Origin of the sequence: Bradyrhizobium cosmicum, assembly GCF_007290395.2 — a bacterium.
Lineage (GTDB): Bacteria > Pseudomonadota > Alphaproteobacteria > Rhizobiales > Xanthobacteraceae > Bradyrhizobium > Bradyrhizobium cosmicum.
This window is the reverse complement of record NZ_CP041656.2, coordinates 418,941-444,646: the sequence shown is the minus strand read 5'-3', so window position 1 is coordinate 444,646 and position 25,706 is coordinate 418,941. Positions and strand designations below refer to the sequence as shown.

The following is a 25,706-nucleotide window of genomic DNA, read 5'->3' as shown; positions in this document are numbered from 1 at the left end:
CTGTAGCTAGTACAACGGCTCCTCATACACCGGCGAGCCGTCGAGCAGCAGACGCTTGATGGCGGCGCGGCCTGAGGGCAGCACGGAGGCGACCACGCGCAGCTTCTGCGCGTTGCGGGCCTGCTCGAGCTTCCTGCCCTCGCCTTCCGGCACGAAGTAGCTTTCGAGGCCGTATTTGATCACGAGCTTTTCGCAGAAGGTCTGCCGGCCCGTGCCGCAGGATCCACCATAATAGGCGACACGGCCGCGGATCAGCACTTCGGGAGCGGTGACCGGGACAGGTGCGGCATGCACCGAGACGGCCTCGTAGAGCCCGTTGGCGTTGGGCGCGAGCTTGACGAACACGACGGGGTGGCGCTCGGCGGCCGGCGTGCCGGCAAGCGCGCCTGCCGGCAACTGCGAGATGTCGTACTGCAGCACGACATAGTCGCCGCGCAGGAGATCACGGGGATCGACCGGCTGGGTCTGCAGGGTCACCTCGCGGCCTTCGCGCAGGATCTGCATGCGATCGGCGACCATCAGGACCAGCAGAACACATTGCAGCAGGATGGCGGCCCCGAACAGCACGGCTTTCGGGATGCGCTGCCAGAGCCTTGCGACGGACGTGATCATCTCGTTCATCGCCCAGCCCCCGGCAGCGCGCGATTGAGCGCGGTGGCAAACACGACGGCGACGATGCCGGCCGCGGCAAGGAAGGCCGAGCGGCGCAGCAGCGAGCCCTTCACTGCCCAGGTGATGCCCGCGACGACGCCGGCGATGCCGAGCCAGCCGGCGACGATGCGCGGGCGGACATCATCGAGCATGCCGGAGACGACGAGGCACAGCATGGCGCAGAGCAGCGCGGCATAGGCGAACCACGGCTCGCCGGCCGCGGAGGCCGGCCAGATCGGCGCGGCGAGCAGGACGAGCCCGATCGAACATCCCGCCAGAACTTCACCTGCGCGCCTGGTAAGCGCGGCGGACCCGAGGGCAAGGATCACGCCCGCAGCCCCGCACAGGATCGCCCATAGCGGCTGGGCCGACTCCGTTCGGGTGCTGAAGCGGAAGAGATCGTCGACCGTCGTCACCTCCAGGAAAGCGACCACGGCCAGCGCAAACGCACCGTAGATCGACAGAACGCTCCCGAGCCGGAGCGCCCGCGGCGACGGCACAGCCGCGATCGCGAGCCCGGCGCCGAACAGCAGCGCCGCGCCGTTCGCGAGCAGGAAGGACGGCTGGGCGCCGTCGAAGTCGAATCGAACCGACGTCGCGATCCACCACGGCAGCACGGCCAGCGCGGCGAGGTGGGCGGCGACGCGGGAATTCCACGCCAGCGCAAGCGCGGCGGCGATCAGCCAGACCATCACGAACGGAAGATGCAGCACATCCGGCGCATCATGGATGCGCATGCAGCTCCAGATGCAGGCGGCGACGAGGCCGACCGCGAGCGCGCCGCGCGAGCCGGTCAGCAGTGCGGTGGCAAACGCGCCGATCGACCACAGCAGCATGCCGCCGGCAAAATCGTCGCCGAGATGATACATCTGCCCGACCAGCGCGATGCCCGCGCCGAAGATGATGGCGCCGATGCTGGCGCAGAGATCGGCCAGTACGCTGCGGCCGGTCGCGGCGAACCACGCCCCGAGGCCGCCCGCGATGATCATGCCGGCGAGCAGGATCGCGAACCGCAGCAGCCGCGCGATCTCGGTCCAGTGCGCAGCGACGAAGGCCAGGAAGGCGGCTGCGATCAGCAGCCCGCCGACGATGCCGACGACCACCGCGATGTTGATGCCGGGCGCCAGCGGCGGCAACGCATTGCGGATGGAGAGCGCCGCCGCCGGCGCGATCACACCATCGGCCTCCCATTGCGCCAGATCAGCTTCGAGGCGCTGCCGGTAGGTCTTGTCGAACATCGTGGTGAATCACCTGTATCACTGCCGGCTGGCAGGATGCTGTTGGTCGGACCGCAAGGGTAGCAGGTTCAAGCTGGCACTGCTTTGCGCGAGGTTTCTAAGGCCAGGCAACAAAAAGGTCGAAAACAACCCCATGCACAGTAGACGGCGGTTTCACCCGCGGCACTCGCCGGATGCGACGAAGCGTTTGAAGCGCTGGAGAAATTCGGGGGGTGGCGCAAACCGATGGCGGTGAGTTGGAATCGGTGCTGGAGCTTGTTGCGCCGACACCGTCACTTGATTCCGATTGCGCTCCGGAGGTCGGCAAAGCGAGCGGCGGTCGTAGCGTCGGCAGATGCCCGATGACGTCGCCCACCATTTGACACGTCGGGCAAAACACCGGCACAATGCCATCATTGCAAGGTGTGTGATCGATGCCGAGCCCGTTGCAGGCCGCGTGGCCCATCGCCCCCCAGCGGCGAACGTGTATCATCTAACGATCGTCGAGGGCAGCATCTTTGCTGATTTCGAATCAGGGCGTTTTGCGCGCTCATCCACCAATCTTATCCTGAAGCTGCCCACGCATATCCCGGTCGCCAAGCTGCTTTTCGACGGTAAGGAACAAACAATTCCCGCCGCTACTCTGCTCCCACAAACGGCCGATAGCCCGCTTCTCGTTCGTGTCATCCACGCCGCCGCCGGCTAACAGAGCGCCCTTGTACTCGATCACGATCATGCGGCCATCGTGGAGCTGAGCCACGAAGTCGGGATAGAACTTACCTGCGGCTGTTGGCAGCCAGAATGACTCGGCATTCTTCGCAACATTCCGTAGCCAGAACTTTACTTCAGGCAGGCTATCGATGGCCTGTGCGCATTGGAATTCCTCGCCGTCTTCGACACCATCGAACGCAGGCAAGCCATCGGCCCCCAGGAAGTGTTTGCGCGGCTTCCATCGCCCACCGCGCTGCTTCTTTACGTCACGGTACATGCCGTCGCGGAACTGGAAGCCGTTGTCGAAAGACACTTGAACGCGGGCGTCCGGCGCAAAAAGATAACGTTGGTAGACCGACTGCTGCTCTGTCAAACGAGCAGAGGCGAGGCGTTCGCGTAGCTTGCGCGCCAAAATGAATTTCGTCCGCATCAGCGCTGCGATATGAATTTTACGCGGGCCGATCAGATGACCGACAGCATCGGTCAGCCATTTCAGGAGGTCAGACTGGTTGATATCCGGCTGACGCAACTGGCGGTCCAGCCACAGGACGAGATTTTGCGGCGACCATCCTTCCACATCGACGTCGAGTGCGAGTTGTTCATCCTCGCTAGCGAACTGGTAGGCGACACGGTTGCCGTCCACATCGATTTCAAAGCTCCGCGCCGTCTCGCGAATGGCGAATGCAGCCTCATCTAGCCGCGCGGGATGGGAGACCAGCGACCAGTCATGAAATTCCATGAACACATCGGGATCGGCAAACTCGAAGCTGCCCTGAATTTCCGTGAGCAGCCGCGGCACGCGGAAAATTTCACCCTGCTCGGCAGGCGTGAGTTGGTCCCTGATCTCGACACGATATTTCTGGACGGCCTCCGCGAAACCTTCTCGCGCTTGGGCCGGGATGGTGGCGGCAATCGCCGCTTCAAGCTCCGGCGCGACACGGCCTGTCACGGCGATCTCAACCGTGCCGCCTTCCTTGGCAACAACCGATATGTTCTTTTCGATACCGACCGAAGCAAGAGCGGCAATCACATCAGGGCTCGCGGTGACACGGTGGCGGAACACCGGGGCGGGCCTTTCGCGCGGCGCGAATAGGCCAGTATCGTCCAGATGGCCTTGCGCCGGCTCGATGATGTCCTTGGCTTCCTGCTCGTCAAAGCCCATCGCAACCAGCTTATCCGCCAACGCCGATGCGGCGACGCCAAATGATGGCTCCGAAACATGCGCATATGGCCGATTCAGGGCGTCATCTTTGCGACGCTGCGCGTAGGGCATCCGCAGCACCCGGCCGAGCAACTGCTCCACATCGGTTGCGCTCTGGATGCGTGAGACCGAACAGAACACATAGGCGAAGGAGCAATCCCAGCCCTCTTTCAGGGCCTCGATGGTAATGATGTATTCGATGCGGCATGTGGGGTCGAACAGATCGATGCCGTCCAGTTCACGCTGATCACCGGTGGCGATCGCAATCCGGTCCTCGGGGATCTGCTCCACATCCATTAGATGCTTCTTCAGCACCTCGACCGTCACCTCCTGGTTCTTCGGTTGCGCCTGGAACAGAACGATGGGGCGAATGTAGTCTGCCTCCCCTTTAGCCGCCTCCGCGAGTACCGCACGGCTCGCGATCGCGCCGTTGACTGCAGTTTGCCAGCTATCGTGCTCGGCCAGGATGATCGGCAGCTTGATCATCTCCGCTGCCTTCAATTCCTGCGCGGTGACGCTGTACAGGATGTTCGAGTTGAAGCGCGGGGTCGCAGTGAACTCAATGATGGCGCAGGGATTGACGCGCGCCTGCATATCGCGTGTTAGCCCGGTGACGGCGTTGTGGGCCTCGTCCACGATCATCAGCGGGCGATGGATGTGCAGCAGATTGGCGAATGAAAAGCGCGGGTTTCCGGTCGCCTCTGTAGAGCCATTCACCTGCTCCAGCCCCGCCATGGTCTTTGGAACCGAGCTGAAATGGGGCTCCATGTTCTCATTGTGGGCGTAGACCTTGCGGCCTTCTGTGTTGTTCACCCGCAGCGTTTGGATCGTACCGACGACAATGCAAGCGTTATCGCGGATATCGTGCGGCCGGATCGTCGTGAAATCGGCGATATCGAAAACGCGCACCCGGCCCTCAAACTGGTCGTCGAGCGCCTGGCGGTAGGGATGACGTGTATTGCGCAGCGCCTCGACCGTCTGCAGACGGATGGTGTTCGACGGCACCAGCCACAACACCAGCGGGTAATCCTTCTCCACCCAGGCGTCGCGCGCCACACCGATGGCGTTCGCGGCGAGGACGGTCTTGCCGCCACCGGTCGGCAGCCGCAAGCAGACATAGGGCGCGCCCGGAAGGCCATCGAGCGCCGTATAGTCGGTCCGGTAGCGCCCCAGCCTTTTGGCTAGCTCCGGCGTTTTGGTAGCAGTGTCATAGGCGTTCTTCGGGCCGGCGACGCGCGCCTCTTCCAGAAAGCGGCGAAGGATGTCGAGCGTGTCGGTCTGATACTGCTTGAGCTTCATGACCGGACCTCAGCGCCGCGCTTTGACGTCGTAAGGCGTCTGTTTGAACGTCACGGCCTCGCGTTCCAACGTAGGTGCTGTGATGCGAGATTGTTCGCCATAAACCGTGACTGGTCCCGCGAAGGAGGGATCGGCCTTTGCGATTGCGGCGCGGATCAGCGCCAGCGTCGCGCGCGTCAGCACATTGCCGCCCTCAGGACGTTTGTCGCCGAGGATGCCGTTATATAGCAGCGCGAACGCGCGTCCGTTGTAAATGCCAAGGAATGGCGTACGTCGCGTCGTAGTCCGAGGCGTCGCGGTCTCGCTAAACCAGATATGCGCGGCCAGCAACGGGAACGCGATATCCGGCCGAATATGGCCTTCCTCGTCGAAAACCGGCGGGCCGAGCCGATAGAAGCGAAAGCCGCCCCCGCCCTTCCAGCCGACGCTTTCCGAGATGCCGCCCTGTTCGCCCTCGATCACCTTCTTCAGCCGTGGCACGCAGTGGGTAACAGCGTGCTCGCCCATCTCGATGCCGACGTACCGGCGACCCATTTTGTGCGCCACGGCCGCCGTGGTGCCTGAGCCGAGGAAGGAATCGAGAACGAGATCACCAGGTGCTGTAAACAGCTCAAGTACTCTCTTTATGAGGGCTTCGGGCTTTTTGCCTTTTGGGAAAGAAACGCCACCTTCATTGTGAAGGTTGTTTGACAAAAGATCATCCCAGATGTTGGTTAGCGGCTCTCCCGACACCAACTCTCCATCAATTTCTTTCAGCTTCTCGCGATAAAATAGCCACCGCTTTCCATTCCTAATATAGATATTCGAGTACCCCTGCCGAATCTGCAGAAATACGCGATCCGGTTCATTCCTTGATTTATCAATCAAATCTCGCGTTTCCTGTCCAACACCGTCATAGGCGGGCGGCACGGGCTGAACAACACGATCCGGATTTGCAAGAACGAAGCGGTCAAGCTCCGCCTCATAGTCATCACCAAGACGTTTCTTCTGTTCGCGCGGGGTCTCGCCAGTTTGCTGAGCAAAACCTTGCGACAGAGGAATCAGACGCCACTCCGCATAGTCGTCCTCAAAATTCTCGATATAGGAAGCATATCGCGAATCTCGCTCACGCCTTGTGAACACCCGGTTAGGTTTCCAACCGTTGGCTTTGTCCCTAGCGTAAATGACGATATAGTTTGAGACTGTGACGACGCCGGGGTTGATCGCCTTGTGCCCAACGGCAGCACCTTGACGAAACGTGCATATATTGATCCGATTCCTTCGCCCAAAAACCTCGTCGAGTATCACGATCAGATAGGCAAGCTCTTCGTCATCAAGATGAATTGCTATCGTCCCGTTTGGTGCTAGGAGATCACGCAAACTCTCAAGCCGCGCGTACATCATTCCCAGCCAGATTGAGTGTTCGATGTTGTCGTCGTAGTGCTCGAACGCCTGCCCAGTGTTGAATGGCGGGTCGATGTAAATGCACTTCACCTGCCCGGCATAGAACGGCAAAAGTGCCTTGAGGGCGTCGAGATTGTGGCCCTGGATTAGCATGTTTCCCGTCGCCGGGTCGCCCGCCGAAAGGTCGGATGTTTCCTCCAGCAAGCGGTAGGGCACACGCCGCGCAGCGCGGATGTCATCGTCTCGGGTGAGCCAATTCAGGATGGGCATTCAACTCTTCTCGTTCCGCACCGTCCGCCGGTTCACCCACTCATATTCAACCACCGCGACGATGGCCACCACATCACGCCTGTGTTGTTCGATTAGCGGGGGATCTGCGAAATCGGTCGGATGCCGGCTCGAAAATACTCTTCGCCTCGCACGATACGGCGCTGTTCTATTATGGCGGAGAGGGAGGGATTCGAACCCCCGATAGGCTTGCACCTATGCCGCATTTCGAGTGCGGTGCATTCAACCACTCTGCCACCTCTCCTGAAGGCGCCATGGTAGGAGCAGGGCCCCTGTGGTTGGGGGCGTTAATAGGCGAGGATGGCTGGCCAGACAAGGCGCGAAAGGGGAAAATCCGCTGCCTGTTTCAGCCCCGCACCAGCCAGATTCTTGTTTGACGCGTTTTCTTGACGCGAACCGGGGTCCAGTTCGCTTGAAAACGCTTCTAGCCGGGAGGAACTGCCATGGAGCACCTGACGATCTCGGCCAAGGGCGCCGATTTCCACCTGGTCCGGGCCGGACGGGGCAAACCGCTGCTTTTGCTGCATGGTTGGCCGGAATTCTGGCTGACCTGGGAGCCGGTGATATCAAGGCTGGCCGACCGCTTCATGCTTGTCGCGCCCGATCTGCGCGGCTTCGGCGACAGCGACAAGCCGGATGGGCCTTTTGGTCCGGACGGCCATGCCGCGGACATGCTGGCGCTGATGGACGGGCTCGGCATCACGCGATTCGGGGTGGTCGGCCATGACGTCGGCGGCGCGGTGATGCAGCCGCTGGCCCGGCTGGCGCCCGGGCGACTGGCCGGGCTGTTCTTCTTCGATTTCGTCTATCCCGGCATCGGGCCGCGCATGGCGGCGCCGGATAGACTCAACCACATCTGGTATCAGTCGTTTCACCAGATGGAGATGGCGCCGCAGCTGATCGGCGCGAGCCGCGAGAGCTGCCGGCTGTATATCAGCCACTTCCTGAGGGGATGGGCGCATCGCAAGAATGCCTTCGACGATGTGCTCGACGCCTTCGCCGACAATTTCTTAGGAGACGGCAACCTTGCCGGCGGCTTTGCGCATTATCGCGCGTCGCATGCCGGGCGGGTGGCGATGATGAAGGGCGAGGCGCCGCAATTGCCGCCGATCGGCGTGCCGACCTGCGTGCGCTGGGCCGAGCACGATCCGCTGTTTCCCTATGCCTGGACCGACCGGCTGGGCGAGACGTTCAGCGATGTCGATGTCGCGATGTTTCCCGATGTCGGACACTTCCCGCACCGGGAAGATCCGGATCGCGCGGCCGCGGAGATCGCGGCGTTCTTCCAGCGGATCGGCTGGAGCTGAAGACGGGGAAGCTGAGCCGAGGGGTTTATGTTGAAGCACTTGAGCAGCCGCGGGCTCGCTCAACCTCTCCCGCTTGCGGGGGAGGTCGGAAGCGCCGGGTGGGGGCTCTCTCCACATTAAGAGTCTCGATTGCGGAGACACCCCCACCCCAACCCTCCCCCGCAAGCGGGAGAAGGGGCACACATCTCCGTCGTGGCAGCCACGAAGCCTAATCTCATGCTGAAACAGGGGTGGGACCGCCAGACGCGGTAAACACTGGCGGTCCCGGTGCCGCTCATTGAAATACTGGCTGGGAAGGGCGGCTTCGCCGGCCAGGTGAGGCGACGATTCGACCGTAGCGTGTGCCCTGTGCGCCGCAACGCAATCCGGTCCTTAACCTAACCAGTCAAGGTTACTCCTTGTCGGATTTGGCCTTTTTCTTCCCGGTCTCCGCAGAATCCTTGTCCTTGCCGTTGCCATTGTCCTTGCGGCGGTTGGTGAAGCGGGCGTTGCCGAGGCCGGTACCGATGGTGAGCACGCCCCAGCGGTCGACATCCTGCATGAACGGCACCTCGGAGAGGCCCTGAACCACGCCGTCATTGTGCATCAGGATCGCGGTGTCGTGCTCGCCGATCTCGGGGATGCCCTCGATCAGGCTCGCCGGCAGGTTGAACTTGCTGCTCTCCCAATTGCCCGGCAGGTTCTGCGCGCCCTTCTCGATCGAACCATCGGCATTGATGACGCCGGGGCAGGCGATGCCGATGAAGGGCGCGAGCTTGTAGCCTTCCTTCTCGGCTTCGGTGATCAGCCCCTTCAGCATCTTGGTGAGGCGCTTCACTGCGCCTTCGCGCGTCGGCTCGTCGTCGGCATGGCGCCACAACTCGGATTGCACGACCTTGGCCTTCGACAGGTCTTTTGCCTTCTTCCAGCTGGTTTCCACCAGTCCGCAGCGGATGTTGGTGCCGCCGATATCGACGGCGAGGATGCTGTCATGGGCCTCGAATATCCAGGACGGCGCCAGATGCAGCGCGCCGAGCAGGCCGGCTTCATCGGGATGATGGCGGATCGGCACCATCTCGATCTTGATGTCCTCGTGCCGGAGGATGATCTCGGTACGCGCGATTGCGAGCTCGCCCAGCTTGGAGTCGCGAAAGCCGCCGCCGACGACGATGCGCTCGGTCTTGGCCCAGGCCTTGGTCTTGAGGAAACGCCGCGTGACATAAGCGAGCTCCTGGGCGAACTCCTCGATCGCGCTGTGGACCAGCGCGGTCGCCTTGATGTCGTCACCGGCCAGGATGGCATCCAGGGTCTTCTTGCTGATCTCCTCCGAGGGCTCGTCGCCGAACGGGTCCTCGCCGGATTTGCGCAGCGGTTTGCGCCAGCGGTCGAGCATGTCTCGGAACGCGCCCTTGCTGGCGCGGTCGCCGAGGAAACCGTCCTCGTCCTTCATCTCGATGTTGAAACTGTCGACGTCCACCGACGGCAGCCGCTCGGCACCGTGATGGGCAATGCCCGTCGTCGTCTTGACCAGCTCGTCGGTTGCCATGAAAAGCCCCTTGCCCGTTTGCCCGTGTCCAAATTCGCGGAGACAACGGCGAGGGAACCGGTTGGTTGCAAAGCGAGGCGTGGATTCGGCCGGCGCCGCAAACCGCCCAAATCCTTCAAATCCGGGCGGTTTTCGGGAGTTTTCCTTGACTCCCGGCGTTCGGCGGCTATAAGTCCCACAACCGGCGCGGGGCGTTTCTCGCGCCGCTTGTTTTTGCGTGGTTTTTCAAAGGGATAACTCCCGCCCGCACAAAACTCGCAATAAACCCATAGCGACTGACAAAAAGCCGGCCCCGACAAACTGTCGCGAGGCCGGGAATGAACACGAAGGAAAACAACGATGTTCGCAGTCATCAAAACCGGCGGCCGGCAGTACCGCGTCGTTCCGGATGATGTCCTGGAAGTAGGCAAGATCGAAGGCGAAGTCGGCACGATCATTCAGCTGACTGAGGTTCTGATGGTCGGCGGCGACACGCCGGTCCTGGGTCTGCCGACGGTGGCAGGCGCCACCGTGGCCGTCGAGGTGCTCGACCACAAGCGCGGACCGAAGGTCATCGCGTTCAAGAAGCGCCGCCGCAAGAATTCGCGCCGCAAGCGCGGCTACCGCGACGAGATCACGGTGCTGCGCATCAGCGAGATCCTGACCGACGGCGCCAAGCCCACCAAGGGGCCGCGTCCGAAGCGGGAGAAGGTCGTCAAGGAGACGGCCAAGGAAGAAGCCGACGCCGCATAAATTGATCACGCCAATTCACGAATTGATGCGTGAGAAATTGTGAAATGATTCCGTCAAGGAATTGATCTAGAACTACGCAGGATTTGGAGACGAGCCATGGCTCACAAAAAAGCAGGCGGTTCATCGCGCAACGGTCGCGATTCCAAGGGCAAGCGCCTCGGGATCAAGGCGTTCGGCGGGGAAGTCGTCATTCCCGGCAACATCATTGCGCGTCAGCGCGGCACCACCTGGCATCCCGGCCTTAATGTCGGCATGGGCACTGACCACACTCTGTTCGCCAAGATCGAGGGTCGTGTCACGTTCCAGGCCAAAGCCAATGGCCGCACTTTCGTATCGGTACTCCCGCTCGCAGAGGCGGCTGAATAGACGGCGGATCAAATTTGGAGTCCGCCGGGTCCTTGACCGAACCGGCGGAGTCCTTGAGATCAAAGAGATCGAAGGCTCCAGGGGAGGCAGGGAAACCGGCCTCCCCTTTCGTTTGACTTGCTCACTTTTCACTTAGTGACTTCGACGGAGCCGAACATGTTGCAGGATTTTTCGAGCGCGACCTTGCAGGAGGCGAGACCCAGCGTCGTCGCCACCGAACGGTTGACCTTGCGGCGGCCGACCCTGGCCGACGTCAGAACCATCGCCCGCCTCGCCAACGACCGCCGCGTCGCGGAAAACACCCGCCGGCTGCCGCATCCCTATTCGCAGGACGACGCCGTTACATTCATCCGCGCCACCGCCGCGCTCGGCAGCGAGACCGTGTTCCTGATCGAGCACGACAGCGGGCCGGTCGGCATGGTCGGGATCGATTGCTCCACACCCGGCAATGCCGAGCTCGGCTACTGGCTCGGCGTCGAGCATTGGGGCCAGGGCTTTGCCACCGAGGCCGCGCGCGGCGCGATCGACTTCTTCTTCGAGGAGTTCGAGGACGATCATCTCTATGCCGGCGCGCGCGTCACCAACCCGGCCTCGCGCAACGTGCTGGAGAAGTGCGGCTTCCAGTGGAGCGGCGTGCAGCTACACCGCTTCCTGGCGCTGGGCTCCTCCACGCCTGTCGATTGCTTCCGGCTGTCACGCGGGGTGTGGTCGTCGCTGAAGAGCTGGAGCAGCGCGCGGCGCGTGAGGTAGGGCGCGCTTACCCTCCCCTGGAGGGGTCCGGGACGTGCGTAGCTCGCCCGTGGGTCGGCTCACATCGAGCGCAGCGAAGATGAGAGACGGGGTGGGGTGACGGTCTCCCCCCGTCCAACAGTGCCCGTGCGGAGAGATCACCCCACCCCGCTCGCGCTGCGCGCGATCGACCCTCCCCCTCCAGGGGAGGGTAAGCGCTACACCGGCGGATTCACGTCCGCACTCGGGCGTCCCAGATCGCGCTCGCGCAGATAGATATAGAACCCGGCGGCGATGATGATGGCGGCGCCGACGATGGTGGCGACCTGCGGGACGTCGCCGAACACGACGAAGCCGAAGATCACGGCCCAGACGATCATCGAATATTGATAGGGCACCACCACGCTGGCCGGCGCGAGCTTGAGCGAACGGTTGACGCAGAACAGCGCGGTGACCGAAATGAGCCCGGCGGCCGCGAAGATCACGAGGCTGCCTGGCGTCGGCGGCACCCAGTGGAAGGCCGACAGCACCGCGCCGAGCAGGAACGTGCCGACGAACTGCGAGGATGCCATCACGATGTCCGGCGTCTTGCGCAGGCTGCGCGTGATCAACATCAAGGTCGCAAACGACAGGCTGCCGCCGAGCGCGATCAGCGCCGGCAGGCTGACGGTCTGCGCCGACGGCCGCAGCGCGATCAGCACGCCGCAGAAGCCGATCAGGATCGCGGTCCAGCGCCGCCAGCCGACCTTCTCGCGCAGGAAGATCGCCGACATCGCGGTGACGAAGATGGGGCCGGCGAGATAATAGGTGATGACGTCCGCGAGCGGCAGATAGACCGTCGCGAGGAAGAACGCCGCCACTTCCAGCGTTGACAGCACGACGCGAAACAGCTGCAGGCGCGGCCGCTCCAGATGCAGGAACTGATGGCGCTGCTTCCAGATCAGCGGCAGCAGCAGCAGCAGCGCCGCGCAGGCGCGCAGGAACAGCAGCTGCCCCACCGAATACGTCCCGACCAGGAACTTGCCCATGGCATCGCCGAACGAGAACATGAAGATCGACAGCACCATCAGCGCAATGCCGGCAAGGCGCGCGGAGCGTTCGTCATAGGCGGAGAGATTTTTGAAGAGGGGCATTGGCGCCGTTTTAATCGCGCTGGCGCCCGCGACAAGCCCGACTCTGACGAATTGAACGCATTGTCGCACTGCGCGGCACGCGATACGGATCAATCTCCGCATTCGTCCCGATGGTGCAGCGCATGACCGACTTCGACCCGACCCAGCATCGCATGATCTCCCGGCAACGCTGGTTTGAGGATTTCGTCGTCGGCGAGCGCTTCGTGATCCCGAGCCGCACGCAGACCCCGGCGGTGTTCGCCGCCTTCCAGACCGCGAGCGGCGACACCCATCCGGTGCATTACGATGTCGAGTATTGCCGCAGCCGCGGCATGCCGCATCTGCTGGCCCACGGCTTCCAGACCCTGATCCACACCGCGCCCGGCGCCGGCCTGTTTCCGTTCATGGTCGAGGACTCCCTGGTCGGTTTCCTCGAGCAGTCGAGCCGGTTCCTCAAGCCGGTGTTCGCCGACGACACCATCTACCCCGCGCTCGAAGTCACCGAGCTGGTACCGGGCCGCACGACCGGCGCGGTGACGCTCAAAAGCACCGTGTTCAACCAGCGCAAGGAGCTGGTGCTGGAGGGGATGCAGAAATTCCTGATCCGGCGCCGGCCGACTGGTTAAGCAAGGGCCGACATTCGCGGAAATTCGGCCGATTCAGGGGTAAGCCCGGGTTGCCGCGCGGGACCGGCTGGCCTACCTATGGCCCATGAAATTCCTCGACGAAGCAAAGGTCTATATCCGCTCCGGTGACGGCGGGAACGGCTGCGTGGCGTTCCGCCGCGAGAAGTTCATCGAATTCGGCGGTCCCTCCGGCGGCAATGGCGGCCGCGGCGGCAATGTCATCATCGAGGTCGCCGACGGCCTCAACACGCTGATCGATTACCGCTACCAGCAGCATTTCAAGGCCCAGAAGGGCGAGAACGGTTCGGGCTCGGACCGCCATGGCGCCAACGGCAAGTCGATCGTGCTGAAAGTGCCCCTGGGCACGCAGATCTTCGACGAGGACCGCGAGACGCTGATCCACGACTTCACCGATGTCGGCGAGAAATTCGTGCTCGCCGAGGGCGGTAATGGCGGCTTCGGCAACGCGCATTTCAAGTCCTCGACCAACCGCGCGCCGCGCAACGCCAACCCCGGCCAACCCGGCGAAGAGCGCTGGATCTGGCTGCGGCTGAAGCTGATCGCGGATGCCGGCCTGGTCGGCCTGCCCAATGCCGGCAAGTCGACCTTCCTCAGCAAGGTCAGCGCCGCCAAGCCGAAGATCGCCGACTATCCCTTCACCACGCTGCATCCGCAGCTCGGCGTCGTGAATGCCGACGGCCGCGAATTCGTGCTGGCGGACATTCCCGGCCTGATCGAAGGCGCGCATGAGGGTACCGGCCTCGGCGACCGCTTCCTCGGCCATGTCGAACGTTGCCGGGTGCTGCTGCATCTGATCGATGCGACCTGCGAACATGCCGGCAAGGCCTACAAGACGGTTCGCAAGGAGCTCGACGCCTATGGCGGGCTGCTGACCGACAAGATCGAGATCGTCGCGCTTAACAAGATCGACGCGGTCGAGCCGGACGAATTGAAGAAGCAGAAGGACCGGCTGAAGCGCGCCGCCAAGAAGACGCCGCTGCTGATGTCGGGCGCGACCGGAGAGGGCGTCAAGGAAGCGCTGCGCGCGCTGGTGGATGTGATCGGCGAGGCCCCGGTGTCTGCCAAGGCCAAGAGCACCGCCGAGGCGGAGCCCTGGTCGGCGTAGACTCCCTGTCGTCCCTGCGAACGCAGGGACCCATACCGCGTGATCCGTCGGGTTTGACCGGTCATCGTCCGAACCACAAGCCTTAGCCAAACTGCTCCCTGTGGCTATGGATCCCCGCGTTCGCGGGGATGACGGTTGAATATGTGGCAACGCGTCCGCGCATCATGGGCTGGCTTGTCATCGCGTCCTCGATAGCGCAGCATCGACCGTCAGGAAATTCAGGGATGACGCATGGCGCGCGCGAAGAACGTTCTCTGGATCATGTGCGACCAGCTTCGCTATGACTATCTCGGCTGCACCGGCCATCCCACCCTGAAGACGCCGAACATCGACGCCATGGCGAGGCGCGGCGTGCTGTTCAGCAAGGCCTATGTGCAGTCGCCGATCTGCGGGCCGTCGCGGATGTCGTTCTACACCGGCCGTTACATGCGCTCGCATGGCTCGCACTGGAACGGCTGGCCGCTGCGCGTCGGCGAGCCCACCCTCGGCGACCACCTCAAGAAGATCGGCGTGCGCAACGTGCTGGTCGGCAAGACCCACATGGCGCCAGATCTCGAAGGCATGAAGGCGCTCGGCATCCCGCCGGAATCTGTCATCGGCGTGCATGTCACCGAATGCGGGTTCGAGCCGTACGAGCGTGACGACGGCCTGCATCCGACCGGCCGGCCCCGGCCGAAATACGACGAATATCTGCGCCAGCAGGGATTCGAAGCGACCAATCCCTGGGAGCACTGGGCGAACTCGGGCGCAGCGGACGATGGCTCCCTGCAGAACGGCTGGCTGCTGGTGCACGCCGACAAGGCCGCGCGCGTGCCGGACGAGCATTCCGAAACGCCCTACATGACGCGGCGCGCGATGGACTTCATCAGCGAAGCCGAGACCGACGGCCGGCCGTGGTGCCTGCATCTGTCCTACATCAAGCCGCACTGGCCCTACATCGCGCCGGAGCCCTACGCCAGCATGTATTCGCCCCGCGACATGATCCCGGTGATCCGCTCCGAGCGCGAGCGGCAGAATCCGCATCCGGTGTTCGGCGCCTATATGGACATGCGCTACTCCCGCAACATGGCGCGCGACGACGCCCGCGAGAAGGTGATCCCGACCTATATGGGCCTGATCACCCAGATCGACGACCAGATGGGCGTGCTGATGACGTTTCTCGGGGAGCGCGACCTGCTGGACACTACCATGATCGTGTTCACCTCCGATCATGGCGACTATCTCGGCGACCACTGGATGGGCGAGAAGGATCTGTTCCACGAGCAATCGGCGAAGATTCCGCTGATCGTCATCGATCCGTCCAGCGAAGCCGATGCGACGCGCGGCACGCGCAGCGATGCGCTGGTGGAAGCCATCGACCTCGCCCCGACCTTCGTCGATTATTTCGGCGGCAAGGTCCCGGGCCACATTCTCGAAGGCCGTTCGCTGCTGCCGCTGCTGCGCGGGCCGACGCCGGGCGATTGGCGCAAGGTCGCGTTCTCCGAATACGATTACGCCATGCAGGACGTACGGCTGAAGCTGAACCAGCCGATCGAGCGCTGCCGCCTGTTCATGGTGTTCGACGGCCGCTGGAAATACATCCACGCCTCCGGCTTCCGCCCGATGCTGTACGATCTCGAAACCGATCCAGAGGAATTTCTGGATCGCGGCGACGATCCGGAGTGCGCCGGCATCATCGCGCGGCTGCAGGCCGAGCTGTTCGACTGGGCGCTGCATCCCAACGACCACATCACCACGCCGCGCGAGAAGATCGCGAACTATGCCGACAACCAACTCCAGGTCAAGGGCGGGATCCTGATCGGCATCTGGGATGAGGCGGAGCTGGCGTCGATCAAGGACGGCATCGCGCAGCGCGCAAAACTCTAAAACCCTCATGGTGAGGAGGCGCAACAGCGCCGTCGCGAACCATGCAGGCCCCGATGCAACAGCAGGGCCGTTCATCCTTCGAGACGCGCGCAAGAGCACGCTCCTCAGGATGAGGGGATAGAGTGGCGCGCGAGGATCTAATTCTCGATCTTGTATCCCGTCGCAGTCACGATCGGTTGCCAGAATGCGGTGTTCGCGGCGAGCTCCTTCGATAGCCCCTCCGCATTGCTGCCGACCGGGATCAGACCGATCGCGGTAAGCTTCTCCTTCACCTCGGGCCTCGCGAGCGCGGCGCTCGCGGCGGCGCCGAGCTTGCTGGCGAAGTCCGGCGGGCTGCCGGCGGGAAGCCACATGCCGTACCAGCCGTCGGCCACGAGATCGATGCCGCTCTCCCTCAGCGTCGGGACCTCGGGCGCAAACGGCGAACGTTCCGCGCTGCTCACCGCGATGATCTTGACGCCCTTGGCGCGATGCTGCGGCAGCGCATCGGCCAATGTCACGATGCCGAACGAGACATGGCCGCCGACGAGGTCGTTGAGGATCGGCGCGCTGCCGCGATAAGGCACGCGGGTCAGGGGAATGCCGAGATCCTTCTCGAGCCGGGAGCCCATGAAATGCGGAATGGTGCCGTTGCTCGGTACGCCGAACGACGTCTTGTCCGGATGCGCCTTCAGCCAGGCGGCAAATCCCTTGAAATCGGCGGCATCGACCGCCGGACCGACCACGACGGCGAACTCGAACCGCGCCAGCAGCGACACCGGCATGAAGTCTTTCGCCGTGTCGAAGCTCGACGTCTTCTCCACCATCGGCAGCAGGTACATGGTGGGCCCCGTCGTCACCAGCACCATGCTGCCGTCGGGGCTTGCGCCCTTCACCGCCTTGATGCCGATCAGGCCGTCGCCGCCGGTGCGGTTTTCGACCACGATGGTCCGCTGCAGTACCGGGGCCATCTCCTGCGCGATCAGCCGGCACAGCGTGTCGCCGCCCGCCCCCGACGCGAACGGGAAGATGATCTTCGTCAGCCCCGCCTGTGCGTACGCTCCGCCCGTTTGCGCCAGCAGCGGCAGCCCAAGACCTCCACCAAGACATCCGGCGATGAAATTGCGACGATCCATTCGTTTCCTCGTTCCGCCCTTTTTCGTTGGCGGCAATTAGAGCCGGCCCGGCGCCCGACACAAGGCCGACATTGGTGGCGTTTACCATTCCGGCCGCCTTGCGCCGGCCATCGTCCTGCTGCAAAAGCAGGCTCATCGGCGCCGCCAGTCGCTCCGCCGTTTTCCGAGCATTCCGTCACGCAGCACCATGGCCAGCCCCGAACTCAGCCAATTCCGCCGCATCGTCGTCAAGGTCGGCTCCGCACTGCTGGTCGATTCCGACAAGGGCGAGGTGCGGGCGTCCTGGCTCGCCGCGCTCGCCGACGACATGGCCAGGCTGCACCGCGAGGGCCGCGACGTTCTCGTCGTCTCCTCCGGCTCGATCGCGCTCGGGCGCAGCCGGCTCAAGCTGCCGCGCGGCCCGCTGAAGCTGGAAGAGAGCCAGGCCGCCGCCGCCGTCGGCCAGATCGCACTGGCGCGGATCTGGTCCGAGGTGCTCGGCGCGCACGGCATCGGCGCCGGCCAGATCCTGGTCACGCTCCAGGACACCGAGGAGCGCCGCCGCTATCTCAATGCCCGCTCCACCATCGGCAAGCTGCTGGAATGGCGCGCGATCCCCGTGATCAACGAGAACGACACGGTCGCCACCAACGAAATCCGCTACGGCGACAACGACCGCCTCGCCGCGCGCGTCGCCACCATGGCGAGCGCGGACCTGCTGGTGTTGCTGTCCGACATCGACGGGCTCTACGATGCGCCGCCGAAGAACAATCCGAACGCCAAACTCATTCCAGTGGTCGAGAGCATCTCCTCGGAGATCGAGGCCGTCGCAGGCGACGCCGAGTCCGAGCTGTCGCGCGGCGGCATGCGCACCAAGGTCGAGGCGGCCAAGATCGCCACCACGGGCGGCACGCATATGCTGATCGCCTCCGGCAAGATCGAGCATCCCCTGCAGGCGATCGCCGATGGCGGCCGCTGCACCTGGTTCCTGACGCCGGCCAATCCTATCACCTCGCGAAAGCGCTGGATCGCAGGATCGCTGGAGCCGAAGGGCACGCTGACCATCGACGCCGGCGCGGTCGCCGCACTGCGGGCCGGCGCCAGCCTGCTGCCGGCCGGCGTGATCAAGGTCGAGGGCCAGTTCGCCCGCGGCGACGCCGTGATCGTGCGCGGCCCCGACACCAGCGAGGTCGGCCGCGGCCTGATCGCCTACGACGCCGACGACGCCGAGCGGATCAAGGGCCGCTCCTCCCCGGACGTGATGGCGATCCTCGGCATCAGCGGCCGCTCGGAGATGATCCACCGCGACGATCTGGTGATGGGCGGGTAGCACCCGACCGATCCCATCTGACGATCAAGGCCTACCACGCATAGCGGATACTGCCTTTGCCGGCGTAGCTCCTGACAACGTCCGAGAACGCCCCTTCGAACGACGCGGCGATCGAGACGCCATTGCGCCACGCGATCTCGGCGGACGCGCTGGTCAGCGCGGCGTCGGGCCCGGGCGATGCGCCGTCGACGACGAAGCTTGCCCCGGGCAAGGTCTGAAAGGTGGCGACGATGCTGCGATCGACGCCGTATTCGTGCGCCCACGCGGCACGGCCGCGGACGGTCAGCACCGCCTGATCGATCAGGAGCGACTTGTCGGTACGCAGGCCGATCTCACTGCGCGTCGCAGTCGCCGTCCTCGCCGCGTAGCTCAATGCAAAGGTTGCGGAGCCGGCCAGCGCCTGCTCGGCATAGGCGGGCAGATCGAACGCGATCACCTGTGCGGCGGCATACGGCGTGACACCGAGCCATCGCGCCGCGAAACGATAGCCGGCCTCGGCTCGCGCGGAAAAGGCATTGGCATCGAATTGTGCCCGCAGCCGCTCGCTGCCGCTCACCGTAACGGTGCGGTCGGTGGTGACGTCCTGCCAACCATAGGCGAGCGCCGCGCTGACATAGGATGGCCCGGCGGTATGCCGCACGAAAGCGCCGGCCTGGAACAGGTCGGAGCGACCGCTGCCGCCCGCGGCGACGTTGAAGCTCGTTCCGCCGCCGGCCAGCGCGAAGCCAGCGACCGTGCGCGGCGACAGCCACACATCCGCGCCGACGGCGGTGCCGGCCACGCGACTGGTGGCGGTGTTGGAGCCGGTCACCACATTGCCGTCGGTCGTCTGCGAGCCGCCAAAGCCTGCGGCCCAAACGCTCCAGCGCGACTCGAAGCTCGCGCGCGACGGCGCCTTGGTCATCATGCCGTAGGCCTCGCGCTCGGCGCCGCGGCGCTTGCCAGAAGCGGCGGCGTAGCCCATCGCACCATCGGCGTCAGCGGCGCGCGAACCGCGCCCGTCGACAAAGGGGTCGGTGAGCACGCCGAGAAACTGGTCCATGGCATCGAAGGTCGTCTGCTGCGCGCCGGTCGCGGTCTCGCCGGAGAGCTGGGTCAGCGCGCCCGCCAGCGGCGTGCCGCTCAGCCCGAACAATGCGACGAAGCCGGGCGGCAACGTCCCGCCGCCGTTGAAGAAACCGTTGAGCGCATCGGCGACGTTTCGCTGATTGCGGTTCAACCCGCCGGGGGAGAGCGCACCAAGTTGCGCCGTCAACTCGATCAGCACGTCGGTTGCCGTGGTCCGCAGGCCGGCGCTGATTCCGGCCGGAAGGGCGACGGTGGAGAAGGCGGCAAAATTGCCGCTGATCGACCCCGCATGCAGGATCGAATAGCTGCGGGTGAAATACGTTCCGGACGCGAACGCCGCGGTCACGCTGCCCGCGAGCGTCGCAGCGCCGTTGATGATGGCGCCGGTCGCAGCGGCCGGATTGAGTTGCACCAGATAGATCGCTCCCGACTGGAAGGCGAGATTGCCGGCGATCGTCGTTGCGCTGCCCGGCGTACCCGAGCCGGGCGCGAAGATCGCGCCGCCCTGGATCAGCGTATTGCCGAGCGTGCCGCTGCCGCTGAGGATGGCACCGCTGCCGACCGTGGTCAGGCTCGACGACGCAATCGAGCCATTCACGCGCAGCTCGCCGCCGCCGACAAGGGTTGCCCCGCTGTAGGTGTTGACGCCGGTGAGCACCAGCAGGCCGCTGCCGGACTTGGTCAGCGCCATCGGTCCCGCGCCGTCCTGAATCGTGCCGGAGAACACCGTCGAGCTGTTGTCCCCGCCCGCGGTCAGGACGACAGCGCCGCCGCTGTTGGTGACGGTGCCGGCGCCGGCCAGCGATCCCACGGCGTTGGAGAATCCGCCGAGGTCGAGCACCGCGCCGCCCGAGACCGTCATGGCGGAATTGCTGCCGAAGGCGCTAGTCGAGCCGGCCTGCAGCGTGCCGGCTTCGACCACGGTCGGGCCGGTATAGGTGTTCAGGCCCGACAGAACGAGCGTTCCGGCATAGCCGCTCTGATTGTTGACGACGACGTCTCCCGACCCCGACAGCGCGCCGCTCAGGTTGACGGTGTTGCCGGTGAGAACGTTGTAGGTCGGATCGCCTGTTGCCGTGATGTCGTTGGCGACAGTGAAGCTGCCGTTGAAGTTCACGGTGACGCCCGTGGCGCCGCCGTTGAGCGTCAACGTGCCGCTGCCGAGCGCGCCGGAATTGCCGACGACGAGCGTCGTGCCTTCGTTGATCGTGGTGCCACCGCTATAGGTGTTGGGGCCCGCAAGGGTGAGCGTGCCGCCGCCGCTCTTGGTGAGCGCGACGCTGCCGCCTTGGTCCGCGGCGTTGGCGCCGCCGCCGGGATTGGTGCCGCCCGAGCCGATGTAGTCGGCAATTCCGTTCGCAATCGACTGGCTGCCGGCGCCAAAGGCGAGCGTGGTCGGGGTGCCGCCGGTGCCCTGGAAGAAGATGCCGGACCCGAAGGCGCTGCCAGGATCGCCGTAGCCGCCGCCACCACCACCGCCGGCAACGCCGTTGCCGTTGACGGTCAGCGAGCCGGTGACCGTGACGGTGCCGCCGGTCTGGACATAGACCGCGCCGCCGGCGCCGAGCCCGCCACCGCCGCCCGCGGCGCCCGGAACGGACAGGCTGACATCCGCGGCTCCGGCGCCGAAGCCACCGGCACCGCCGGTGCGCGTCATTGCGTAAACGGCGGCGCCGCCGCCACCGAAACCGCCATTGCCACCAGCGGCGGTGGTTCCGCTGATTGCCCCGCCGCCACCGCCGCCATACCCACCCGCGCCGCCGATACCTTGGCCACTGAAGAAGTTACCGCCGCCGCCACCGCCGCCGCCGAACCCTCCGTTGCCGCCTTGCACGGCACTTGCAATAAAACTCGTCTCACTACCGCCGCCGCCACCACCGAACCCTCCGTTACCCCCGGTGCCGGCACCGGTCATCGTGCCTACGCCACCGTTGGTGCCGCCGCCGTTGGTCCCAAGTCCGCTCACGCTATTGCTGCCCACGGCCAGCCCGCCGCCGCCATTGCCCGCTGAGCTCGAGCTGCTTCCGCCATTTCCTCCCATGCCGCCGCCGCCGCCGCTCAGATTGTTGGTGAAGGCGCCGCCCGCACCCCCGCTCGCCTGGTTGTTGCTCAGGCTGACATTGCTGAGCGTCAGCGCGCCGTTGCTCGAAACGAACACCGCGCCGCCGAGACCGGCGCCGCCGCCACCACCGTCGATGCCCCGGCCGCCCTGAGCCGCCGCGTTGGCGATGGAAAGATTTGCGATCGTGACCGAATAGGTCGAGCCGGTCGTCCCGGCATCGCCAATGAAGAACGGACGATAGGTCCCGGCGCCGCTGATGACGGGGTTGTTGCCGTTGCCGTCGATGGTCAGGTTCCTGGTGATGACGGGCAGCTCGCTCGCAAGCGTGATGGTGCCGCCGGTCTGGAACATGATGGTGTCGCCATTGCCGGCGCTGGTGATGGCAGCCCGCAGGCTCCCGGCGCCGCTATCGGCCGTGGACGTCACGAACAGCGTGCCTGCGTTTGCCTGGCAGGCGAGACCGAGCGTGGTGGCGAGAAGCGCGAAGCGCAGCGGCAGTCCGGTGGACTTCAATGTCGCGAACCTCAAGCAGAAGCATTGCAGCGCCTGCCAGCAGGTCGGGCACGCGACGTCGTAAGACGCCGCCGAGGGGTAACAGGTTGTCCATGCGGGCAATGCGCTCAGCGTCTCACGCGACGATTTCCTCCATGCTGGTGCGCGCGGAGCACAGAGCCGCCCGGCTCCGCCCGCCTCGCCTTGGCGCCGACCGAGCCTGATGCCGGCGACCCCAAAGCCCCGATCGAGCCTTGCGAGGCCTTGCCGAAGGTGATTCCCAGCCTCGCCAAACCCGGGATTTCCGTGCTAGGACACTGCCTTAGCAGAAGGTTTAAATTCCAATGGCCGCCCCCCTCAAAGCCGTCGATGGCAGTGCCGATCGCACCAGCGATCTCCTGGCGCTGATGTCCGATCTCGCCAACCGTGCCCGCGCCGCCGCGCGCGTGCTGGCGCTGGCGCCGCCGGAGCAGAAGAACCGGGCGCTGGAAGCCATGGAGCGGGCGATCCGCGCGAGCTCTGCAGCAATTCTCGCCGCCAATGCCGAGGACGTCGCGGAGGCCCGCGCGTCGAGCAACATGACGGCGTCCTTCATCGATCGCCTGACGCTGACGCCGGCGCGCGTCGAAGCGATGGCCGAGGGGGTAGGCATCGTGCGGGGCATCGCCGATCCCGTCGGCATCGTCACCGAGAGCTGGCAGCGGCCGAACGGGATGACCATCGAACGCGTGCGCGTGCCGCTCGGCGTCGTCGGCGTGATTTTTGAGAGCCGGCCCAATGTCGCTGCCGATGCCGGCGTGCTGTGCCTGAAGTCGGGAAATGCCGTGATCCTGCGCGGAGGCTCCGACAGTTTCCGCTCCTGCCGCGCCATCCATGAATGCCTGGTGCAGGGCCTGCGCGAAGCCGGCCTGCCCGAAGCCGCGATCACGCTGGTACCGACGCGCGACCGCGCCGCGGTTGGCATGATGCTGTCCGGATTGAACGGCGCCATCGATGTCATCGTGCCGCGCGGCGGCAAGAGCCTCGTCTCGCGCGTCGAGGCCGAGGCACGCGTGCCGGTGTTCGCGCATCTCGAAGGCGTCAACCACGTCTATATCGACGCCAGCGCCGACCTCGCCATGGCGAAGTCGATCGTGCTCAACGCCAAGATGCGCCGCACCGGCGTCTGCGGCGCCGCCGAGACGCTGCTGGTCGATCGCGCCGCTGCCGGCAAAAACCTGAAGCCGCTGGTCGAGATGCTGATCGAGGCGGGCTGCGAGGTGCGCGGCGACGACGCCGTGCAGAAGGTCGACAGCCGCGTCAAGCCCGCGAACGAAGATGATTGGGACACCGAATATCTCGACGCGATCATCGCAGCGAAAGTGGTTGACGGCGTCGACGGCGCGATCGCGCACATCCAGACCCACGGCTCGCATCACACCGATGCGATCGTGAGCGCGGACGAGGCCGCCGCGAAGAAATTCCTCAGCGAAGTCGATTCCGCGATCGTGCTGCACAACGCATCGACGCAATTCGCCGACGGCGGCGAGTTCGGCTTCGGCGCCGAGATCGGCATCGCCACCGGCCGCTTCCACGCCCGCGGTCCTGTCGGCGCCGAGCAATTGACCAGCTTCAAGTATCGCGTTCACGGCACCGGGCAGACGCGGCCCTAAGCAACGTCGTGGGGCGCGGGCCTTGAGTAACAATTTCGTCGTGCCGCGTTTCCCGGCGCAAGCGATCCCGCCCTATACGGAGGGCATGCGCATCGGCCTGCTCGGCGGCTCATTCAATCCGCCGCATCAGGCCCATCGCGCCATCAGCCAGTTCGCGCTCAAGCGATTGCAACTCGATCGCGTGTGGTGGCTGGTGACGCCGGGCAATCCGCTGAAGGAGAACGGTACGCTGCATGAGCTCGGTGAGCGGATGCAGGCTGCGCGCGAGGTCGCAAACGACCCCAGGATCGAGGTGAGCTGTCTCGAATCCGTCATCCGTACGCGCTACACTATCGACACGATCAACACCCTGCGCCGCCGCCTCCGCGGCCTGCGCTTTGTCTGGATCATGGGCGCCGACAACCTCGCTCAATTCCATCGTTGGCAGGACTGGCGCCGCATCGCCGGCCAGGTGCCGATCGCGGTCATCGACCGCCCGCCGCAGAGTTTTCGTGCCCTCGCCTCTCCCGCCGCCAAGGCGCTCGCGCGCTACCGCCTGCCCGAGAATAAGGCAGCACTGCTTGCGGATCAGCCGGCCCCGGCCTGGGTTTTCCTGACCGGATTGAAGCTGAATCTCTCCTCGACGGGCTTACGGAACCCGGACGGGAGCTGGATAGGTACGAAGTGAGTCAGACTGTGCGGACGGCGTGTGGAATTCGGGCTCTCTGGCATATTGAAACCCTTAACCCCACATGATGTAGTGTAACCAGTGGACGCTGGATTCGGCGTTCGCGATACAGTGAAAGGAATGGTCCCTGACCACATCTGTATTGTCCAAGACAGCTTCAACGAAGACAGCTTCGACGAAGTCTGTTTTACCCAACGCAAAGCCGGCGCGTAAAACATCGACCAAAGCTGCGGCCTTGAAGGCGCAACCCGACGCCGACAAGACGCTGAGCCTGATCCTCTCCCGCCTCGACGACATGAAGGCGGAAGAGACGGTCACCATCGACCTTCGCGGCAAATCGGCGTACTCGGACTACATGATCGTCACCACCGGCCGGGTGAACCGGCACGTTGGCGCGATCGCGGAAAACGTCGCCAAGGGCCTCAAGGAAAACGGTATCAAGAACATCCACGTCGAGGGCTTGCCCAATTGCGACTGGGTGCTGATCGATTCCGGCGATGTGATCGTGCACGTGTTCAGACCCGAAGTCCGCGAATTCTACAATCTCGAGCGATTGTACACGCAGGGCCCAGGGGCGGCGAAAGCGATCGCGGCGAAGGCGGTCTAGAGGCGACTGGCCGATTTCGAATCGGCTGACGCGCATGCTAGCGTCGTGCGCGCGCAACCTGCGCGCGGTCTCGAAAACACGACCCTGAAAACATCATGCGTGTTGCAGTCATTGCGGTGGGCCGGCTGAAGCAGGGCCCCGAACGGGAGCTGGCCGACCGCTATTTCGAGCGGTTCGACGAGGCCGGCCGCAAGCTCGGATTCCGCGAGCTCGCCATCCACGAAATCCCCGAAAGCCGCGCGCGCGACACCGCGACACGGATGGCCGAGGAGGCCGCGGCGATCTCCGCGCATGTTCCGGACAAGTCGATCCTGGTGGCGCTGGACGAGCGCGGCCAGAACCTCGACTCCACCGTATTCGCACGGAATCTCGGGCGCTGGCGCGACGAGGGCGCCGGTCATACGATCTTCGTAATCGGAGGGGCGGACGGACTTTCGCCCGAATTGCGCCGTAAGGCCAAGCTCGCGATTGCGTTCGGCTCGGCGACCTGGCCGCATCAAATGGTCCGCGTCATGCTTCTGGAACAGCTTTATCGGGCCGCCACCATCCTGGCCGGCCACCCCTATCACCGCGCGTGATGCGCGCCACAACGAGC

The 25,706-nt window shown here is 64.6% G+C and carries 20 protein-coding genes and 1 tRNA gene; 12 read left to right on the top strand and 9 right to left on the bottom strand.

Features of this window, described 5'->3' with window-relative positions; all coding sequences use genetic code 11:
* Window positions 1–6 precede the first annotated feature (6 nt).
* The 5 genes from FNV92_RS02095 to FNV92_RS02075 all read right to left on the bottom strand — a co-directional run bounded on the left by FNV92_RS02095 (window position 7) and on the right by FNV92_RS02075 (window position 6,994).
* Window positions 7–621 carry a GDYXXLXY domain-containing protein gene (locus FNV92_RS02095; protein WP_143842434.1) on the bottom strand — a complete coding sequence of 205 codons (615 nt, stop codon included), beginning with the start codon at window positions 619–621 and terminating at the stop codon, window positions 7–9.
* On the bottom strand, window positions 618–1,889 hold the full coding sequence (locus tag FNV92_RS02090; RefSeq protein WP_143842435.1) for a DUF2157 domain-containing protein: 1,272 nt from the start codon (window positions 1,887–1,889) through the stop codon (window positions 618–620). Before FNV92_RS02090 ends, FNV92_RS02095 begins: the two co-directional genes overlap by 4 nt.
* A 529-nt stretch (window positions 1,890–2,418) precedes the next feature.
* The gene (locus tag FNV92_RS02085; protein ID WP_143842436.1) at window positions 2,419–5,079 is read right to left on the bottom strand and encodes a DEAD/DEAH box helicase; all 2,661 of its coding nucleotides are present in this window, start codon (window positions 5,077–5,079) and stop codon (window positions 2,419–2,421) included.
* A 9-nt stretch (window positions 5,080–5,088) separates the two neighbouring features.
* Window positions 5,089–6,732, bottom strand: a complete 1,644-nt coding sequence (locus FNV92_RS02080; RefSeq protein WP_143842437.1) for a site-specific DNA-methyltransferase — start codon at window positions 6,730–6,732, stop codon at window positions 5,089–5,091.
* Window positions 6,733–6,904: 172 nt separating this feature from the next.
* A tRNA-Ser gene (locus FNV92_RS02075) sits at window positions 6,905–6,994 on the bottom strand.
* Between the two features lie 199 nt (window positions 6,995–7,193).
* Between FNV92_RS02075 and FNV92_RS02070 the strand changes: the two genes are divergently transcribed.
* On the top strand, window positions 7,194–8,057 hold the full coding sequence (locus FNV92_RS02070) for an alpha/beta fold hydrolase (RefSeq protein ID WP_143842438.1): 864 nt from the start codon (window positions 7,194–7,196) through the stop codon (window positions 8,055–8,057).
* A 391-nt stretch (window positions 8,058–8,448) separates the two neighbouring features.
* Here the strand turns inward: FNV92_RS02070 and FNV92_RS02065 are convergent, their stop codons facing one another.
* The gene (locus FNV92_RS02065) at window positions 8,449–9,582 is read right to left on the bottom strand and encodes an ROK family protein (protein WP_143842439.1); all 1,134 of its coding nucleotides are present in this window, start codon (window positions 9,580–9,582) and stop codon (window positions 8,449–8,451) included.
* Window positions 9,583–9,921: 339 nt separating this feature from the next.
* On the opposite strand from FNV92_RS02065, the gene rplU reads away from it, so the two are divergent.
* The 3 genes from rplU to FNV92_RS02050 all read left to right on the top strand — a co-directional run bounded on the left by rplU (window position 9,922) and on the right by FNV92_RS02050 (window position 11,430).
* Complete coding sequence (gene rplU / locus FNV92_RS02060; RefSeq protein ID WP_014439058.1) at window positions 9,922–10,314, top strand: 50S ribosomal protein L21; 393 nt, start codon at window positions 9,922–9,924, stop codon at window positions 10,312–10,314.
* A gap of 96 nt (window positions 10,315–10,410) precedes the next feature.
* Window positions 10,411–10,680 (top strand): 50S ribosomal protein L27, encoded by a 270-nt coding sequence (rpmA, locus tag FNV92_RS02055; RefSeq protein WP_008137923.1) that lies wholly within the window; start codon window positions 10,411–10,413, stop codon window positions 10,678–10,680.
* 156 nt (window positions 10,681–10,836) lie between these two features.
* Window positions 10,837–11,430: a GNAT family N-acetyltransferase gene (locus FNV92_RS02050; RefSeq protein ID WP_168213389.1), complete on the top strand. Its 594-nt coding sequence runs from the start codon at window positions 10,837–10,839 to the stop codon at window positions 11,428–11,430.
* A gap of 197 nt (window positions 11,431–11,627) precedes the next feature.
* Here FNV92_RS02050 and FNV92_RS02045 read toward each other — a convergent pair whose 3' ends face one another.
* Complete coding sequence (locus tag FNV92_RS02045; protein ID WP_014439056.1) at window positions 11,628–12,542, bottom strand: DMT family transporter; 915 nt, start codon at window positions 12,540–12,542, stop codon at window positions 11,628–11,630.
* 122 nt (window positions 12,543–12,664) lie between these two features.
* Between FNV92_RS02045 and FNV92_RS02040 the strand changes: the two genes are divergently transcribed.
* The 3 genes from FNV92_RS02040 (at window position 12,665) to FNV92_RS02030 (ending at window position 16,139) form a co-directional block, all read left to right on the top strand.
* The gene (locus FNV92_RS02040; protein ID WP_143842441.1) at window positions 12,665–13,147 is read left to right on the top strand and encodes a MaoC family dehydratase; all 483 of its coding nucleotides are present in this window, start codon (window positions 12,665–12,667) and stop codon (window positions 13,145–13,147) included.
* Between the two features lie 85 nt (window positions 13,148–13,232).
* Complete coding sequence (obgE, locus tag FNV92_RS02035) at window positions 13,233–14,273, top strand: GTPase ObgE (protein ID WP_143842442.1); 1,041 nt, start codon at window positions 13,233–13,235, stop codon at window positions 14,271–14,273.
* Window positions 14,274–14,504: 231 nt separating this feature from the next.
* Window positions 14,505–16,139, top strand: coding sequence for an alkaline phosphatase family protein (locus FNV92_RS02030; RefSeq protein WP_143842443.1), 1,635 nt, complete (start codon window positions 14,505–14,507; stop codon window positions 16,137–16,139).
* Between the two features lie 137 nt (window positions 16,140–16,276).
* Here the strand turns inward: FNV92_RS02030 and FNV92_RS02025 are convergent, their stop codons facing one another.
* Window positions 16,277–17,254 carry a Bug family tripartite tricarboxylate transporter substrate binding protein gene (locus FNV92_RS02025; protein WP_143842444.1) on the bottom strand — a complete coding sequence of 326 codons (978 nt, stop codon included), beginning with the start codon at window positions 17,252–17,254 and terminating at the stop codon, window positions 16,277–16,279.
* A 187-nt stretch (window positions 17,255–17,441) separates the two neighbouring features.
* Here FNV92_RS02025 and proB point away from each other — a divergent pair, with 187 nt between their 5' ends.
* On the top strand, window positions 17,442–18,563 hold the full coding sequence (gene proB, locus FNV92_RS02020) for a glutamate 5-kinase (RefSeq protein WP_143842445.1): 1,122 nt from the start codon (window positions 17,442–17,444) through the stop codon (window positions 18,561–18,563).
* Window positions 18,564–18,594: 31 nt separating this feature from the next.
* On the opposite strand, the gene FNV92_RS02015 is transcribed toward proB, so the two are convergent.
* Window positions 18,595–22,206 (bottom strand): autotransporter domain-containing protein, encoded by a 3,612-nt coding sequence (locus FNV92_RS02015; protein WP_143842446.1) that lies wholly within the window; start codon window positions 22,204–22,206, stop codon window positions 18,595–18,597.
* A gap of 323 nt (window positions 22,207–22,529) precedes the next feature.
* On the opposite strand from FNV92_RS02015, the gene FNV92_RS02010 reads away from it, so the two are divergent.
* The 4 genes from FNV92_RS02010 (at window position 22,530) to rlmH (ending at window position 25,689) form a co-directional block, all read left to right on the top strand.
* Complete coding sequence (locus FNV92_RS02010) at window positions 22,530–23,837, top strand: glutamate-5-semialdehyde dehydrogenase (RefSeq protein ID WP_143842447.1); 1,308 nt, start codon at window positions 22,530–22,532, stop codon at window positions 23,835–23,837.
* Between the two features lie 22 nt (window positions 23,838–23,859).
* Window positions 23,860–24,504, top strand: coding sequence for a nicotinate-nucleotide adenylyltransferase (locus FNV92_RS02005; protein ID WP_014439048.1), 645 nt, complete (start codon window positions 23,860–23,862; stop codon window positions 24,502–24,504).
* A gap of 235 nt (window positions 24,505–24,739) precedes the next feature.
* Window positions 24,740–25,111, top strand: a complete 372-nt coding sequence (rsfS, locus tag FNV92_RS02000) for a ribosome silencing factor (RefSeq protein WP_014439047.1) — start codon at window positions 24,740–24,742, stop codon at window positions 25,109–25,111.
* A 95-nt stretch (window positions 25,112–25,206) separates the two neighbouring features.
* The gene (gene rlmH, locus FNV92_RS01995) at window positions 25,207–25,689 is read left to right on the top strand and encodes a 23S rRNA (pseudouridine(1915)-N(3))-methyltransferase RlmH (protein ID WP_143842448.1); all 483 of its coding nucleotides are present in this window, start codon (window positions 25,207–25,209) and stop codon (window positions 25,687–25,689) included.
* Window positions 25,690–25,706: the final 17 nt, after the last annotated feature.